Here is a 17,079-nt window from a genome sequence, read left to right as displayed (position 1 = left end):
CAGAATGAAGAAAATCGGACTCTTGCTGACTGCCCTGCTGCTCAGCCCTCTGGCCATGGCGCAAACCGCGCCTGCAGCCCCCAAGACTCAAGCCACCATGACCTGGTATGTGGCCCCTATCGTTATCGATGAGAGCAGCGAGGCCCAGAAGGCGCTGACCAAGGATTTCATGGCCCAGATGATCAAGACCATCAAGATCAACGAGTACCAGACCGGCAAGGCGGTGGGCAACACCAAAAATCCCAAGTGGCTGATCCGCACCAAGCTGATCCCCGCCAGCAACGAGCCGCTGGTCGGCAAGAAGCACCCGCAGGGTCTCACCTACGGCAAGGGCAATCCGGCCCAGGAGATCGTCGGCGAGCTGTTGATGAACGGCACCCTGGTGGCCCACATCGGCCAGGGCTGGCGCGAGCCTATCGTCCCGGGCACGCCGGTGGCCGAAAAGCTCTCCATCGCCAACTATCGCTACGCCATCGGGGATCAGGCCAAGTCGGCGGATCTGGAGGAGCTGGCGGCCCAGATTGGCTTTGAGGCGGGCAAGGTGATCCACCGCGATGGCAAGCCGCGGCCCGAGAAGAAAAAGAAAAAAGAGCAGGCGGACGAAGATAAAGAGTAACGTTGCCTGCATCCATAAAAAGGGGCCACTCGGCCCCTTTTTTGATCCTGCACCCCCACGCCAACACTGCCCCTGTTGTGACTTGTCGCACAGTTTGGCTCACCATTCAGATTGATAAATCACTTATCTTGTTTTGATTCAACAAGTTATAAATATCCCGCCGAATACCCTAAATCATTGCCCCCAAATCCGATCAGGATCACATTTATCCCCGGCACTAAGGGGTAGCTTTGGTCTTACAGGCACAATCAAACGAAACCAAGGAGGCTCCATTACATGTTCCCAGAGTACAGAGAACTCATCTCGAAACTGAAGAGCAGTGATGTCCATTTCCAGAAGAAGTTTGACTTGCACAACGACCTGGATGCGGAGATTAGAAAGTTGGAAAAGCATCACGCCAGCGACTATAGCGCCGAGGTGAGAGATCTGAAAAAACAGAAACTCAAACTGAAAGAGGAGATATACGACATCCTCAAACAACATCCACAATAGATGCCTCGAAGAATATGCGGATAAGCAATTTATCCCCCAGCCCGGCCCACGCGCCGGGCTTTTTGTTTTTTCAGTCAATTAGTTGACACCCGAGCCTACCGATCTTGCCGGTAGTTTGTTACATTTTTTCCTTGGAATTCAGGGAATAACGGTGATGATAACATGAGCAGAAAACGATCTTTTTATCATCTCTTGCTGCTTTGCCTGTTCGCATTGAGCCACCCCCTGCAGGCTCAGGAGCCTGAACTGGAGCTGTGGCACTCCCAGCAGGCTGGTTACGTGATCGACGACGTGATCGCCCGCTTCAATCAGGAGGGGAACCACAGAGTACGGGTCACCCAGATTGAGCCGGGCAAGATCAAGGCGGATCTCCTGCTGGCAGCTCAGGCCAGGGGACTGCCCGATCTGATGCTGATCCCCTCCGATTTTATCGGCCTCTATCGCCAGATGACCCTCGCCCCCCTCCCGGCCGAGTGGTTTTCCCCCTCATTGATGGCCAGTGCCTTGCGTTATGTCACCCTGGATAGGCAACGCTGGGGCATGCCCATGATGCAGGGCAACCATCTGATGCTGTTTTACAACAAGGCGCTGGTCTCGACTCCGGTGACCCAATGGCAGCAACTGACAGCTATCACCCCGACCCTAAAGGCCAAGGGGGTCGACCCCGTCAGCTGGCCCTATCACGACATGTACTACTTCGCCGCCTTTTTACACACCTTTGGCGGCTCGCCGGTGACCGAAGGGCGCATCACCCTCGACAGCCCGGCCATGGTGCAGGCACTGGAGGCCTACCGCACCGTCGCCAGCGAACAGTGGGTCGATCCCGACTGCGACTATGATACCGCCCTGGCCCGTTTCAACGAGGGCAAGAGTGCCTATCTGGTCAATGGGGACTGGGCTTTCAATGACCTGGTGAAAAACATGGGTGAACGGCTTGGGGTGGCCCTGCTGCCTCACTGGGAAGAGCGCCCGATGCACTCCATGAGCGGAGCCTACGTTCTCAGTGTTTCTCGTTGGGCAATGGCAGATGAAGAGCGGCAGGCCGTCATCAAAGCCCTGATGGCCTTCATCCAGCGGGACGATAATCAGCAATTGATCTATCGGCAGGGAGCGCTGTTGCCAATCAATCAGCGGGCTTTTGCCGCCATCAACCAACACCCCGCCCCGCACGAAAAGGTGCTGCTGGAACAGTTTACCCTCAGTACTCCCATGCCTTCCGACAGTGCCATGTCCATTGCCTGGCAGGCGATGGACAAGGGGTTCGAGCGTTTCAAGGAGGGAAGCAGTGCTGCTGATGCGGCCCGTTACATGCAGCAACTGGCTGATCAGCAATACCGGCAGGTCAAGTCAAAATGAGCCACCGTACCTTTCGTCTCGGCCCCACGCTCATCGTCATCCTGTTCACCGTTGCCCTGCTGCCTGCGCTGCTGGTGAGCGGCATATTGCTGGCTCGTCAGCACCAGATCATTGCCCAGAGCGAACAATCCCAGCTGGAACGGGCCCTCACCAGCATGACCCGTGAGGCACGCTTTCGCAGCGAGCTGATCGGCACCCAACTTCAGCAACTCAGCAACGACCGGGTGCTCAATCAGGCACTCGAGAATTTTCTCTTCTCCAGTCATGCCCGGCTGGCGCTGGCTACCTTCATCAAGTCCAACAGTTTACTGACCTCGGCCTACCTGATCGATGATCAGGGTCGGGTAGTGGAGTACATCAACGGCCGGGCCTCCCACCTTGAATCGAGCAACCTGATGCCACAGCTGATGGCCTGGAGCAAGACGCGGGAAGCCAAACAGGGTAAACATCTGCTGATGCCTGTGGATGATCCCCTGCTGATCGGCGATATGGAGCAGGACCGCAGCGGCGGACTGGCGCTGGTGGCCCCCATCTATCGCAATCACCAGCGTGCTGGCGTGATGCAGACCCCTTCCGGCTTCGTGATGGCTATCCTCCCCTGGCGACAGATGGCCCAGCTGCTGGAACCCTATCTCAAGGGGAGCGAGTATCTGGTCATTTCACAAGGAGATACCCCTCTCTACGAGGGCTCACATGACAACACCAGAGACATGGATGACCGGGTCCCCAGCCAGATGGCGCAGCTCTTGACTATCGGCTGGCCACAACTTGCAGAGATGATTACCCCCACCATCACCCTCTACAGCTACAGCGATGACAGGGTTAGCGAGCTGAACAAATCCCAGCAGCTGCTCACCATCAGCATCGCCGTCATGTTGCTGCTGGTGGCCATCGGCTGTGTCTGGCTTACCCGCTGGCTCACCCGACCGCTGCGCTCGCTGGCCGCGCTGGTGCGCAGCTATGGCAAGGGCAACTACCAGCAACGGCAGGCACCGCTGCGCTTTGTGGAGTACGACGAGGTACGCCAACTGCTGCAGGAGATGGCCTACACCATCTCGGCCCAGGTGCGGGCACTCTATCAACAGAACGAACAACTGCAGCAGGCCAACAGCGAGAAAGAGGCCTTCAACCAGCGGCTGCTCGGCTTCAATGACGAGCTGGAGCAAGAGGTGGCATCCCAAACGACCGCCCTGCGTTCGGCCCTGAGCCGGGAGGAGCGCAGCCGCCATGTGCTGCAATCCTGGCTGCAGTTCGGTCTGCACCAGCAGCTGGATGTGGATATCGCCGAGCTGGCTAGCTCCGCCCTGTTGCAGCTCTCCCAGCTCTATCCCGGTCACCGCTGGGGGCTGGTGATCCGCCGCGATGGCCAGCCCCACTACTCCCTGACCCAGGGGGTCGATGCTCCCTTGCGGGATGCCCTGCAGGAGAAGCTGACCCAACTGATGGATGAGGAGGTCAAACACTCCGAATGCCAGTGGGATAACGCACTCTGGAAGATCATGACCCTGCCCGGCAGCCAGAGTGGCGTGCTGTTTGGCTATCTGATGGTGAGCGCCGAAGGGCTGGAGTCGGAGGACAGGGCTATCTTGCGGCTGTTTGCCAAGCAACTGGCAGTGGGCATCGAGGGGCGACTCTTTACCGATGAACTGGCACGGGTCGCCCGCACCGACAACCTCACCGGCCTGCCCAACCGCCAGGCGTTCGAAGAGATGTTCCATCACTATCAGGCTGTGCTGGCGCGCCATCCGGAGCGTCACCTCGCCCTCTTCATGCTCGACCTCAACGGCCTCAAGCGCACCAACGACCAGTATGGGCACGAGGCGGGCGACGCCCTGCTGATCCAGATGGCACGACTACTGCGCACGCTGTGCCGACAGAATGAGAGCATATTCAGAATGGGAGGAGACGAATTCGTGCTGCTGGCAGAGGCGGATCACCTCGCCTGCCAGCAGCTGGCAGGCAGGTTGGAAGCAAGCCAGCAGCACGCCATCGTGCAACATGGGGAGCATAGCTTCCCGCTGCGTTTTGCCATCGGCTGGAGCAGCAGCGACCAGACCCCGCTGGCGGAGCTGAGCCGGGTGGCGGATGACGCCATGTATGCCGACAAGGCGCGCTTCTATCAGGGGCAGCGCTAAAAACAGAGACCTCCGGCGTTGGCGAGCCTTTCGCCAACCCTCTGATTAGCTCGCAAAAATGGCGCGCAAAACTGGACGCGGTGCGGGGCATGACTAAGATAGGGGGCTCTTGATATCGCGATTTGCTAGGGAGTAGGAAATGGAGTTAGTACTTGGCCCACTGGAGGCCCGTGTCATCGGGTGTCTGATTGAAAAAGAGATCTGCACCCCGGATCAATATCCCCTCTCCCTCAATGCGCTGGTCAACGCCTGCAACCAGAAGAGCAACCGCGAGCCGGTACTGGAGCTCTCCGAGCTCGATATCCGCGCCGTGGTGGACGAGCTGATCCGCCGACGCCTGGTAGTCAACACTGCCGGTTTCAATGCCCGGGTCCCCCGCTACCAGCACAGATTCTGCAACACCGAGTTTGGTGAACTGAAATTCGATGCCCAGGAGCTCGGCATCATCTGCGAGCTGCTGCTGCGCGGCCCGCAAACACCGGGGGAGCTGCGCTCGCGCACCAACCGCCTCTGCAGTTTCGATGATGTCACCGAGGTGGATGCGGTGCTGACCCAACTCATCGAGCGTGGCCCCTACGTGGTCAAGCTGCCGCGCGAGCCGGGCAAGCGCGAATCCCGCTACGCCCACCTGTTCAGCGGTGAGGTGGATATTCAGGCGATGATGAATGCCGCTCCTGCGGCTGCCTATGCCTCCCCTACCGCCGACCGCCTGAGCGAGCTGGAGCAGGAGGTGAGCGAGCTCAAGAGTCGTCTCGCCGCCATGGAAGCGCGGCTGGCCGCACTGGATGGTCAGGGCTGATCGCCTTTACCATCGCCAATCTCTATCAGGGAGCCGGGGTTGATGTCCCCGGCTCCCTGTGTTTTTTATCGTGAGGAAGTGCCCGTGATCACCCTGATTAAAGAGTCTGACCACCAGAAGATGCCCTGGAAAAACCAGCAGGGCACAACCAGCCAGATCCTCATCTCCCCCAAGGGGAGCAGCCTTGCCAAACTCGACTTTGACTATCGACTGAGCTCGGCACCCATCAAGAGCGCGGGCCCCTTCTCCCCCTTTACCGGCTATCAGCGCATTTTGCTGCCGGTAAGCGGGGCTGGCTTTGTGCTCAACGGCCACCCCTACGCCACCTTCGAGGCGGCGCATTTTAGCGGCGACGAGGAGACCCACTGCGAGTTGCTGAAAAAAGAGGTGACCGATCTAGGGCTTATCTACCATCCGGCTCGCATCAGCGCCAACGTGCGGGTGCTGAACCTCCCCTTCCCGCTGACCCTGACCCTCGAGCCAGGGAAGACCTACCTCTGTCACCTGCTGAGCGGCCAGCTGACCGTGCAGGGCAAAGAGGTGGCCATCAACGAGACGCTGGTGGTGACCGGTGAAGAGAGCATTCACTTCGAATGCCAGAAGAAGACCACCATCGCCTTCTTTACCCTGCAGGCCAAATAACGCGAAAGTCGGCTGTGCGCAGTCATGCCACGCCACAACAAGCGACAGATATGAAAAAGCCGGGAAATCCCGGCTTTTTCTATTGAGGCAACCGGCTCGATGCCGCTCAGCACCTTAGTTGACCTTGAAGGAGCCCTTCATCATGGCGAAGTGGCCGGGGAAGGAGCAGAAGAAGGTGAGATCCTTGCCCGCCAGACCGTCGGTCTTGAAGGTGACGCTGCTGCTCTCGCCACCGCCGATCAGCTTGGTATGCGCCAGCACGCGGGGATCATCCTTGGGCAGATAGCCGTTCTCGGCCCCGGCGCTCATCCCCGCCGTCGCCACAGTCTGATAGTCTGCGGTGCTGGACAGCACCCAGTTATGGCCCATGGCGGTCACAGGCAGCTTGCCGGTATGGTTCAGAGTGACCGTCACCTCTTTGCAGGTGGCCGGAACGCTCATCTCTTTGAGGTTGTACTGCATGGCATCATTGCCTTCGATGACCAGTGCACACTCATCCGCCAGAACCGGGGCAGCCAGAGTACTCAGAAACAGCAGGGTAATCGCCTTTTTCATCATCTTCTCCTTTGATTGGCAATGGATGGCAACGACTTGGCGGATGCGGTGAACGCTTCGCAAAGATGCCGTCTAAATCGACCTTCATTTTACTCAATTGTTTTCAATCGGCGATGGGTTTTGGCCAAAGCTGCGGGCTAGGTCACCAGACGGTGCTCTACTCGCCACTATCTCCCTCACGGATGGACGATACGACCCGCTCCAGCCACAGGTTCAAAAATGTTTAATTTTTTCTGCCCTTTTCCCTCCGATTGCCCCCATCAGGGCTCGCCCGGCGGGCGCCCCTTGGCTAAGCTAGCGCCCCGATATGAACCTTCTCCAGATGAGAGCGCCGGATGATTGCGATAACCCCCGTGGCGGCCCTGCGCGGCCTGCTGCTGACCCTGCTGCTGGCGCTGGCCGGCTGCCAGCCCACCCCGCCTGCCCAGACCCGTATTCAGGGCAAGACCATGGGTACCTACTATGTGGTGACCCTGAGCGATAGCTACCCCGGTGGGGAGCCCGCCCTCAAAAGCGACGTAGAGAGCCTGCTGGCCCGGATGAACAAGGAGATCTCCACCTACGATCCGGGCTCGCTCATCTCCCGTTTCAATCAGGGGCCCGCCAATACCCCGTTTGCCATCCCGCCCGCCATGGCCATCATAGTCCAGCAGGGGATTGATGCCGGTAAGCTGACCAACGGCAAGCTGGATGTGACCGTGGGGCCTCTGGTCAATCTGTGGGGCTTTGGCCCGGACAAACGGCCGGTCAAGCGGCCCGATGAGGCGGCCATCGCCGCCGCCCGCCACAAGGTGGGCATCGACAAGCTGACCCTGACCCCGCAAGGGGATCACTTCCTGCTCGAAAAAACGATCCCGGATCTCTATCTCGACCTCTCCACTCTCGGCGAAGGGGCGGCATCGGATGAAATCGCCACCCTGCTCGAGGGCAAGGGGGTACACAACTACCTGATCGAAGTGGCCGGTGCGGTGCGCAGCAAGGGCAACAACAGCAAGGGCTCGCCATGGAAAGTGGCCATCGTCGAACCCTCCGATCAGCCGGGGGCGTTTTCCGATATCGTCATCCCCAACGGTATGGCGCTCAGCACCGCAGGCAGCTATCGCAACTACTACGAGCTGGATGGCCAGCGTTACTCCCATATCATCGATCCTGCCACCGGCCAGCCGGTCACCCACAAGCTGGTCTCCGCCAGCGTGATCACCCCGACCGCGCTTGAGGCTGACGCCCTCGATACCGCGCTGATGGTGATGGGGCCCGAAGCGGGTATGGCATTTGCCAAACAGCACAAGCTGGCGGTCTATCTCATCATCAAGACCGAACAGGGGTTCAAGGCCAAGTACACGCCCCAATTCGCCCACTATCTGGCGAAGCAACCGACAGAAAAGCACTGATAAACAGAAGGCCCCGATAACGGGGCCTTCTCATTACGGTTGATGATGAACTTGTCACGGGCTATTCGATGGTCACCCGGTGAGGGGCTGGCGTTTCCACCTGCTTGGGCAGTTGCAACGTGAGGATACCGTTCTCGAACCTGGCGCTGACCTTGTCCAGCGCCACCTCGACCGGCAACTCCAGAGTGCGTGAAACACTGCCAAAATAGCGTTCACTGCGCAGTGTTCGCTCATCCTTGTTCTGGCTGTCAAACTGGCGGATCTCCGCTTTCAGCGTCACCTGTTTACCATGGATATCCACATGGATGTCCTCTTTGGCAACCCCCGGCAACTCGGCTTGCAGCACATAGTTGCCATCACTCTCCTTCAAATCCAGCCTGATCTGGCTCGGCAAGGGGTCCCCGTGCAAGGGGCGAATATAGAAGCCGGACGCCATATCGCGAAACAGGTCATCGAACAGACTGGTACGGCTTGGTAGCAAACTCATCTCTGATCCCTCCGTGATTCATGGACTGACAGAGGCAGGCCCTGATACCTGCCTGATGGGGCCTATATGTGACCGGGGCTTGTCGTTGCCCCCTCTATCAGTCTAAAAAGTGTGCCGCGTGCTGCCACCCCATCTGAGCTTTATTTGATATGGATCAACCACATCGCCCTGGCCACCAGGCACAGAGCGTGACATGGAAACTGGAAGTTGCGTGACAAAAGCACATTGATTGCCACTTGACACGCTTTGGTGGCACACTTTCTCCCATCAACCCGTAGCGCCTCGACCCAGAACAATGCAGACACCGGAAAACGCGTCAGAAAAGAAGAGCCCTGCCAAGCCACAACGCATTCTGATGGTCAATGAGCAGCGCTCGTTTCAGGTGATGATGAAGGCGATGCTGATCAATCTGGGTATCAGCAACATCACCTACTCCAATACCGCCGAGGATGCACGGCGTCGCTGCCAGAAGGGCAGCTTCGACATCTATCTCATTGATTACGATCTGGGGGTCGGCGAAAATGGCCGCCAGTTGCTGGAGAGTCTGCGCGACCAGAGCCTGATCCCGCCCCAGAGCGTGGTGATCATGGTGAGCAGCGACAGCTCCCGCGCCATGGTACTGAGCGCACTGGAAGCCGAGCCCGACGAATACCTGATGAAGCCCTTCTCTCAGGAGCAGTTCTCGTTTCGCTTGAAGCGTGCCATCGCCCGGCGCAACGCCCTGGCCAGCGTCTTTACCGCGCTGGCTGATGACAATCTGGCAGCGCTCATTACCGCCTGTGCCGAGCGGGCCGATGCGGTGCCCCGTTTTGCCAACTACTGCCGCTGCCTGCAGGCCGATACCCACCTCAAACTGGGTCAGGCGCAAGAGGCACGCGCCCTGATGCGCCAGCTGCTGGCCGGGCAGGAGAACAGCTGGGCCCGCCTGACGCTGGGCAAGGCGTGCAACACCCTGGGGCTCCACGAAGAGGCGGTCAGCCATCTGCAGGCGACCCTCAAAAATACCCCGCTGATGGTGGAGGCTCACCTCTGGCTGGCAGAATCCCTGCTGGCCCTTGGCAATGACGAGCAGGCGCAGCAGGAGCTCAGACGGGCGGTGGATATTTCCCCCCAGTCGGTGCAACTCTCCCGTCGGCTGGCGGAGGTGTGCCTGCAGCGTCACGACTATGCCCAGGCCAAGGATGTGCTGATGTCGCTGATCGACCTGTCGCGCAACTCCATCCACCGCACGCCCCATTATCTGGGGGCCTATATCCAGACCCTGACCCTCTACGCCCTCAACAGCAACGACAGCTACCACATCGCCAACCTGCAAAAGCAGGTCAATTCTGCCCTGTCGCGCATCCGCGATTCGCTGATGATGTCGGAGTTCAACTACCCGGTGTTCGAGCAGATCTGTCAGGCCCGGGTGCAGATTGCGCTGGGGGAGCTGCTCAAGGGCAAGAAGATGCTCTATCGCGCCAATCAGAACTGGCTCGATGAACCGGCCACCATGCCCCCCGCCCTGCTTGGTGAGACCATCCTCGCCCTCTATCAGCTCGGCGAGTTCGAATATGCCGAAAGCCTGCAAGGGCTGCTGGCGGAGGACGAAGATCGGCTGCTCACCACCTGCATTCAGGCAACCCGGGATGACAAGACGGTGCTGGAGCGGCGTCAGCGCTACCAGCAGCTCAACGATCTGGGGATCAAGGCCTATCAGAGCGGCGAGCTGGAGCAGGCTCTCGGCCATTTTCGCGAGGCCCTGCGCCGCGCCCCCGCCAATACCGGTGCCGCTCTCAACAAGATCCAGGTGCTGCTGCAACTGATGCAGAAAAACCGCAAGAGCCCGGAGTTTGGTGCCGAGTGCAAAGACACCCTGGACGTGCTCGACGGCATCCCCCTCAACCCGGCCCAGCAGGAGCGTTTTCGCAAGCTGCGTCAGGAGTTCAACCAGTTCAGCTAAGACGCCGCCACGCCCCCTTTTCCCCGCCTATGCTGAAACCAGTTCGGCAATGCGAGGGAAACGAAGATGGCGATGTGTCGTTATCTGGTGGCCGATGGCCGCCACTGCAGTGAAGAGGCTGGCGAGCACGATCTCTGCCACTGGCATGATCCCCACCATACCCATCAGGAAGCCCACACCGCCGAGGCGCTTGAACAGTACGTTCGCGCAGGCGGACTCTGCCACGGCCTGCAGCTGTCACGGGCCAATCTGGCGGGCCTCAATCTGGTCAACAAGGAGTCCGATCAGGGATTTTTGCTGGAGCAGTGCAACCTCTATCGCGCCAACCTGCGCGGTGGTCACCTCTACGGCCTGCGCATGAAGGGCGGCAGCCTGATGAAAGCCGATCTCAGTGATGCCAACCTCCAGTGCGCCACCCTCGATGACGTCAACCTGCTCGGCATCCGCTGGCACAACACCCGGCTCGACAACATGCAGACCGGCAAACGGGTGATGCAGGATCGCAAGGGGCGCCGCGAACGGGATCCCAAACAGGCGCGCATCTGGTTCAAGGAGGCGGAAGAGACCTACCGGGATCTGCGCAAAGCCTCCGAGGCACAGGGGATCTTCACCATGTCCGGCAACTATATCCAGCAGGAGCTCACCATGCGCCGCCTGCAACTGCCGTTCTGGTCGACCCAGCGTTTTACCTCCTGGGTGGTCGATCTCTTCTGCGGCTATGGCGAGGCCCCGATGCGGGTGGTGCTCTTCTCGTTGCTACTCATCTTTATCTGCAGCATTTTTTACTTCTTCTGCGGACTGCATTTTCAGGGCGAGCACCTCATCTACCAACCCGGTGCCCCGCTCGAGCAAAATGCCATCTTCCTGCTCGAATGCCTCTACTACAGCGTGGTCACCTTCACCACGTTGGGGTACGGTGACTTCACTCCGGTCGGCCTCTCCAGGATCTTCGCCGCCTTTGAAGCCTTTACCGGCAGCTTTACGCTGGCGCTGTTTGTGGTGGTATTCGTCAAAAAGATGACCCGCTGACACCTCTGCCCACCCCGCGGTGCCTGCCACTGATGCAGGCCCGCGGCCAAACTTGCATCCACCGCCGATTCCTAGTCCAATAGCCACTTATAAAAATGACATGAGCATCCCGGACATGAAGATCATCTCTTTCAATATCAACGGCCTGCGCGCCCGTCTGCACCAGCTGCAAGCCATCATCGACAAGCACCAACCCGATGTGATCGGCCTGCAGGAGATCAAGGTACACGACGAGGCTTTCCCGCTGGCCGATGTGGAGGCCATGGGCTATCACGTGGAGTTTCACGGCCAGAAGGCCCACTATGGGGTCGCCATCATGAGCAAGCAGAAGCCGGTCAAGGTGGAGAAAGGCTTCCCCACCGATGACGAAGAGGCCCAGCGCCGGATGATCATGGCGACCTTCGAGCGCGAAGACGGCTCTCTCATCAAGGTGATGAACGGCTACTTCCCGCAGGGTGAAAGCCAGGATCACGAGACCAAGTTCCCGGCCAAGCAGAAGTTCTACGAGGATCTGCAGCACTATCTCGAAACTCATCACACGCCGGACGACCAGCTGGTGCTGATCGGGGATATGAATATCTCCCCCACCGATCTCGACATCGGTATCGGCGAAGCGAACCGCAAGCGCTGGCTGCGGGATGGCAAGTGCTCCTTCCTGCCCATCGAGCGCGAATGGATGGAGCGGCTGAAAGGGTTCGGTCTCACCGACACCTTCCGCGCCGCCAACCCTACCGAGTGCGAGCGTTTCTCCTGGTTTGACTACCGATCCAAGGGCTTTGACGAGAATCGCGGCCTGCGCATCGACCTCATCATGGCCTCCGACGCCCTCAAGGACAGCGTGACCGAGACAGGTATCGACTATGAACTGCGCGGCATCGAGAAACCCTCCGACCACGCTCCCATCTGGGCCTGCTTCGCCTGATTGATTGAGTGCGGGCGAGGGCTCCTCTCGCCCGCCACAATACTCCCCCCCCCCTTTTTTTCCTCCTGGCTATTGTCATCGTAAGCACTATCCTGTCGGCAATCTCGTTCTCATATGATACTCTTTACTCCATTTTTCAGCAGCAGAACGGCTTCTGTTGTGAAGAACAGAGAGAACTTTTTCGATCAAGCAGCTTGGGTTCAATGTTCATGCTCTATGATTGAAAAACTTCAATAATCCAATGAGTTAATTTGTAATCATGAAGTTAATCACGTCAGCCGAAAAAAAAGGTGTGCATGATGGCCGCAATCGGGCCAACTGGAGTGAAATGATGATGGAGCCAAACACCAGAGCAGGATTATTCAAACAGGGGATGCTCGCTCTGACGCTGGCCGGTGCACTGGCCGGCTGTGGCGGGGAAACAAACCAGACGGCGCAAACCATGCCGGCCGTGCCCGTGGTAGTCAACGAGGCGATCCTGACCGATGTGCCGCTCACCACCGAGATGGTTGGCGAAACTGCCGGCTTTCGCGAGATCGATGTGCGCTCCCGGGTCAGTGGCATCCTGCTCAAGCGCACTTATGTGGAAGGCCAACCGGTTACCGCCGGCCAGCAACTGTTCCTGATCGACCCCGAGCCCTACAAGGTGGCGCTGGAGCAGGCCAAAGGCACCCTGGCCCAGGAGCAGGCCAGACTCAACAAGGCACGCGCCGATCGGGATCGCATCATTCCCCTCTTCAAGCGCCAGGTGGTAAGCCGCAAGGACTATGACGACACCATCGCCAACTATGAAGCGGCCATCGCCAGCCATCAGGCCGCTCAGGCCAAGGTGAAGGAGGCCGAGCTCAACCTCAGCTATACCAAGGTCACTGCCCCCATCAACGGCATGGCGAGCAAGAGCTCCCAGTCCGAGGGGAGCCTTATCTCCACCAGTGGCGACAACGGCCTGCTCACTACCATCACCCAGTTTGATCCGCTCTACGTCAACTTCTCCTACTCGGAGCAGGATCGCCTCGATTTCGAGAACTCGGTCAAGAGAGGGACCATTGAAGCCAAGGACGCCACCAACTGGCGCACCCATATCCGCCTGGCCGATGGTTCTGTCTACCCACAAGCGGGCAAGCTCAACTTCTCCGACAACCGGGTCGATCCCCAGACCGGCACCATCCGTGCCCGCGCCATCTTCGATAACAAGGACGGCGTGCTGCTGCCCGGCCAGTTTGTCCGTATGACCATCGATCTGGGCACCCGCAAGAATGCCATCGTGGTGCCGCCCCGCGCTATCGTCCAGTCCCAGGCTGACCGCATGGTGATGGTGGTCGATGCCGAGAACAAGGTGATCCCCCGTCCGGTCAAACTGGGCCCGGTGGTCTCCGAGGGGGTGCTGATCGACAGCGGCCTCAATGCCGGTGACCGTTACATCGTCGAAGGCTTGATGAAGGCTCGCCCCGGCAGCGTGGTGAAACCTGTCTCTGCCGACGAGATGAAAGCCATCACCGCCAAGATGGTCAGCCACTCAGCGGCCAAGTAAGGAGCTCGTATGTTTTCTAGGTTTTTTATCGAGCGTCCCATCTTCGCCAGCGTGATTTCCATCATTATCGTGCTGGGCGGATTGGCGGCAATGCGCTCGCTTCCCATCGAGCAATATCCCCAGATCACCCCGCCGGTGGTCTCGGTGACCGCTTTCTATCCGGGGGCCACTCCGGAGGTGATCTCCCAGACTGTCGCCGCACCGCTGGAGCAGCAGATCAACGGCGTCGAGCGGATGATCTATATGCAATCGGGTTCGGCCTCCAACGGCCAGATGAACCTCAACGTCTACTTCGAGATCGGCACAGATCCGGATCAGGCCACCATCAACGTCAACAACCGGGTATCGGCCGCCATGGCCCAGCTGCCGGAAGAGGTGAAAAAGCAGGGGGTAACGGTCAAGAAGAAATCGACCTCCATCCTGCAGGTGGTCACCCTCCAGTCGCCGAACGGCTCGTTTGATACCACCTATCTGTCAAACTATGCCCTGCTCAACATCATCGACGAGCTCAAGCGGATTCCCGGCATCGGTGATACCACTCTGTTTGGCGGTACCGACTATGCGATGCGCATCTGGTTGCGGCCGGATCGACTGGCCCAGCTCGAACTCACCCCGAGTGATGTGATTAGCGCCATCCGCGAGCAGAACACCCAGTTTGCGGCAGGCAAGATCGGCGCTCAGCCCACCTCGACCCCCATCGACTTCACCTACACGGTGCAGACCAAGGGTCGCCTTGAAGATGTGAAAGAGTTCCAGAACATCATAGTTCGCTCCATGCCCGATGGCTCCAAGATCCGGGTCCGCGATGTCGCCCGGGTCGAGCTGGGGGGCAAGGATTATGATCTGGTGGCCCGCGCCAACGGCAAACCGGCCATCGGTATCGCTACCTATCTGCAGCCCGGTGCCAACGCCGTAGCAGTCGCCGATGCGGTGCACACCACCATGGAGCGGCTCAAGGAGCGCTTTCCGCAGGATATCGAGTACCAGATCCCCTACGACACCACAGAGTTTGTGAAGATCTCCATCGAAGAGGTGGTACACACCCTGTTCGAGGCGATCGTGCTGGTGTTCGTGGTAGTCTACCTGTTCCTGCAGAACTTCCGCGCCACCCTGATCCCCTGTATCGCAGTGCCAGTGTCGCTCATCGGGACCTTCGCCGGCATGCTGGTGCTCGGTTTCTCCATCAACCTGCTGACCCTGTTCGGCATGGTGCTCGCCATCGGTATCGTGGTGGATGACGCCATCGTGGTGCTCGAGAACGTCGAGCGGATCATGAGCGAGAAGAAATGTTCGCCCAAAGAGGCTGCCATCCTCGCCATGCAGGAGGTCTCAGGTCCGGTGGTCGCCATCGTGCTGGTGCTTTGCGCCGTGTTCCTGCCGGTCGCCTTTATGGGTGGCATGACAGGGGTGATGTACAAGCAGTTCGCCATCACGGTCGCGGTCTCGGTGGCCATCTCCGGTCTGGTGGCTCTGACTCTCTCTCCGGCCTTGTGCGCCGTGTTGCTGAAAGAGGGACATCACAAACCGGCCCGTTTCTTCGTCTGGTTCAACGATAAATTTGACCAGCTGACCCGCGGCTATGTACGGGGTGTGGCCTTCCTGAACCGTCGGGTGGGGGTCGCTTTTGCCATCATCGCCGTACTGTTGCTCTCCATCTACGGTCTCTTCCTGAAAGTGCCGGGCGAGCTGGTACCGAACGAAGATCAGGGCTACCTCATCTCCGCCGTCATGCTGCCGGATGCCGCCGCCATGAGCCGGACACAGGCAGTGGCGGATCAGTTCGACAAGCTCGCCATGGCCAATCCCAATGTGAAGGATGTGATCACCTTCTCGGGCTTCGACATCCTCTCCAACGCCATCATCAGCAACAGCGGTCTCACCTTCATTACCCTGAAGGACTGGAGCGAGCGCAAGGGGACAGGCCAGGACTCCTTCGATCTGGCCAAAACTCTGCAGGGGATGAGCCTGATGGGGCTGGCTGACGGCTTTGTTGCCTCCTTCAACCCGCCCCCCATCCAGGGGATGTCCACCACCGGCGGACTGGAAGGCTACCTGCAAAACCGGGGTTCCGGCAGTGCCCAGGAGTTTTCGGGCGAAGTACAGCGCTTCCTCGCCGCCGCCAAGGAGCGCCCCGAGTTTGCCAGTGTCACATCCACATTCCGTGCCAATGTGCCGCAGGTCTATCTCGACCTGGATCGCGAGAAAGCCAAGGCGCTGGGGCTGCCGATCAATGCGGTGTTCGACACCATGCAGGCCACCTTCGGTCAGGTCTATGTCAACGACTTCAACCAGTTTGGCCGAACCTACCGGGTACAGTTGCAGTCCGAAGCGGACTACCGCGCCAAGAAGAGCGATATCCGCAACGTCTACGTGCGCTCCAACACCGGCGAGATGATCCCGCTCAGCAGCCTAGTGACGGTCCGTGATGCCACTGGCCCCGAGCTGGTAGAGCGTTTCAACATCTTCCAGGCAGCCAAGATCATGGCACAGCCGGCACCCGGCTACAGTTCGGGTCAGGCGATCGCCGCACTGGAAGAGGTGGCCAACAGCACCCTTGGCAACGATGCCAAGCTGGAGTGGACCGGTTCCGCCTATCAGGAGAAGGCCTCTGCCGGTAGCGCAGGCATGGCGTTCGGCTTCGGTATTGTGATGATCTTCCTCATCCTGGCAGCCCAGTACGAACGCTGGAGCCTGCCGTTTGCGGTGATCACAGCCGTACCGTTCGCCCTGTTCGGCGCCCTGCTGGCCACCTGGCTGGTAGGACTCACCAACAACGTCTACTTCCAGATCGGGCTGGTGACCCTGGTGGGCCTTGCCGCCAAGAACGCCATACTGATTGTGGAATTCGCGGTGATGAAGCACGAGGAGGGGATGAGCCTCATCGAGTCGGCACTGGAGGCGGCGCGCCTGCGTTTTCGCCCCATCGTGATGACCTCGCTGGCCTTCATCCTCGGCTGTGTGCCGCTGGTCACCTCCAGCGGCGCCGGTGCCGCAAGCCGTCACGCTCTCGGCTGGCCGGTCATCGGCGGCATGCTGGCGGCCACCTTTATCGCCATCTTCTTTATCCCGCTCTTCTTCCGCCTCATCATGAAAGGGTCGGAAAAACGCGCCAAGCCGTAACGCTCTCCACGGGCGTGCCACCGATAACAAACTACCCCCGCCCGTGCGGGGGTATTTTTTTG

At 59.3% G+C, this 17,079-nt stretch carries 14 protein-coding genes; 12 read left to right on the top strand and 2 right to left on the bottom strand.

What is annotated here, in order from left to right; translation table 11 throughout:
* The first annotated feature begins 4 nt into the window (after positions 1 to 4).
* The 6 genes from G5182_RS02405 to G5182_RS02380 all read left to right on the top strand — a co-directional run bounded on the left by G5182_RS02405 (position 5) and on the right by G5182_RS02380 (position 6,040).
* Positions 5 to 616, top strand: a complete 612-nt coding sequence (locus tag G5182_RS02405; RefSeq protein ID WP_259583667.1) for a hypothetical protein — start codon at positions 5 to 7, stop codon at positions 614 to 616.
* 276 nt (positions 617 to 892) lie between these two features.
* A complete protein-coding gene (locus tag G5182_RS02400) occupies positions 893 to 1,108 on the top strand; it encodes a YdcH family protein (RefSeq protein WP_005337763.1) in 216 nt (71 codons plus the stop codon).
* 162 nt (positions 1,109 to 1,270) lie between these two features.
* Positions 1,271 to 2,464, top strand: coding sequence for a sugar ABC transporter substrate-binding protein (locus tag G5182_RS02395; protein ID WP_421254153.1), 1,194 nt, complete (start codon positions 1,271 to 1,273; stop codon positions 2,462 to 2,464).
* Positions 2,461 to 4,599 carry a sensor domain-containing diguanylate cyclase gene (locus G5182_RS02390; RefSeq protein WP_216953235.1) on the top strand — a complete coding sequence of 713 codons (2,139 nt, stop codon included), beginning with the start codon at positions 2,461 to 2,463 and terminating at the stop codon, positions 4,597 to 4,599. The genes G5182_RS02395 and G5182_RS02390 overlap by 4 nt, the downstream gene beginning before the upstream one ends.
* Positions 4,600 to 4,738: 139 nt before the next feature.
* Complete coding sequence (locus G5182_RS02385; protein WP_227342339.1) at positions 4,739 to 5,398, top strand: YceH family protein; 660 nt, start codon at positions 4,739 to 4,741, stop codon at positions 5,396 to 5,398.
* An 84-nt stretch (positions 5,399 to 5,482) separates the two neighbouring features.
* Positions 5,483 to 6,040: a HutD family protein gene (locus G5182_RS02380; RefSeq protein ID WP_421254152.1), complete on the top strand. Its 558-nt coding sequence runs from the start codon at positions 5,483 to 5,485 to the stop codon at positions 6,038 to 6,040.
* Positions 6,041 to 6,154: 114 nt separating this feature from the next.
* Here the strand turns inward: G5182_RS02380 and azu are convergent, their stop codons facing one another.
* Positions 6,155 to 6,595: an azurin gene (azu, locus tag G5182_RS02375; RefSeq protein WP_227343020.1), complete on the bottom strand. Its 441-nt coding sequence runs from the start codon at positions 6,593 to 6,595 to the stop codon at positions 6,155 to 6,157.
* 335 nt (positions 6,596 to 6,930) lie between these two features.
* Between azu and G5182_RS02370 the strand changes: the two genes are divergently transcribed.
* Positions 6,931 to 7,986, top strand: coding sequence for an FAD:protein FMN transferase (locus G5182_RS02370; RefSeq protein ID WP_227342336.1), 1,056 nt, complete (start codon positions 6,931 to 6,933; stop codon positions 7,984 to 7,986).
* Positions 7,987 to 8,047: 61 nt separating this feature from the next.
* Here the strand turns inward: G5182_RS02370 and G5182_RS02365 are convergent, their stop codons facing one another.
* Positions 8,048 to 8,473, bottom strand: a complete 426-nt coding sequence (locus G5182_RS02365; RefSeq protein ID WP_103250619.1) for an Hsp20/alpha crystallin family protein — start codon at positions 8,471 to 8,473, stop codon at positions 8,048 to 8,050.
* Positions 8,474 to 8,768: 295 nt separating this feature from the next.
* Here G5182_RS02365 and G5182_RS02360 point away from each other — a divergent pair, with 295 nt between their 5' ends.
* From G5182_RS02360 to G5182_RS02340, 5 genes are all read left to right on the top strand, one after another.
* Complete coding sequence (locus G5182_RS02360) at positions 8,769 to 10,415, top strand: tetratricopeptide repeat protein (RefSeq protein ID WP_421254151.1); 1,647 nt, start codon at positions 8,769 to 8,771, stop codon at positions 10,413 to 10,415.
* A 66-nt stretch (positions 10,416 to 10,481) separates the two neighbouring features.
* Positions 10,482 to 11,444, top strand: coding sequence for an ion channel (locus G5182_RS02355; protein WP_005353221.1), 963 nt, complete (start codon positions 10,482 to 10,484; stop codon positions 11,442 to 11,444).
* A gap of 115 nt (positions 11,445 to 11,559) precedes the next feature.
* Positions 11,560 to 12,366 carry an exodeoxyribonuclease III gene (gene xthA / locus G5182_RS02350; protein WP_100653387.1) on the top strand — a complete coding sequence of 269 codons (807 nt, stop codon included), beginning with the start codon at positions 11,560 to 11,562 and terminating at the stop codon, positions 12,364 to 12,366.
* A gap of 373 nt (positions 12,367 to 12,739) precedes the next feature.
* On the top strand, positions 12,740 to 13,897 hold the full coding sequence (locus tag G5182_RS02345) for an efflux RND transporter periplasmic adaptor subunit (RefSeq protein WP_408082994.1): 1,158 nt from the start codon (positions 12,740 to 12,742) through the stop codon (positions 13,895 to 13,897).
* A gap of 9 nt (positions 13,898 to 13,906) precedes the next feature.
* Positions 13,907 to 17,017, top strand: coding sequence for an efflux RND transporter permease subunit (locus G5182_RS02340; RefSeq protein ID WP_100645526.1), 3,111 nt, complete (start codon positions 13,907 to 13,909; stop codon positions 17,015 to 17,017).
* Positions 17,018 to 17,079 lie beyond the last annotated feature (62 nt).

The sequence above is a fragment of the Aeromonas sp. 600948 genome, assembly GCF_049174875.1.
Lineage (GTDB): Bacteria > Pseudomonadota > Gammaproteobacteria > Enterobacterales > Aeromonadaceae > Aeromonas > Aeromonas veronii_A.
This window is presented reverse-complemented; position numbering and strand designations above follow the sequence as displayed.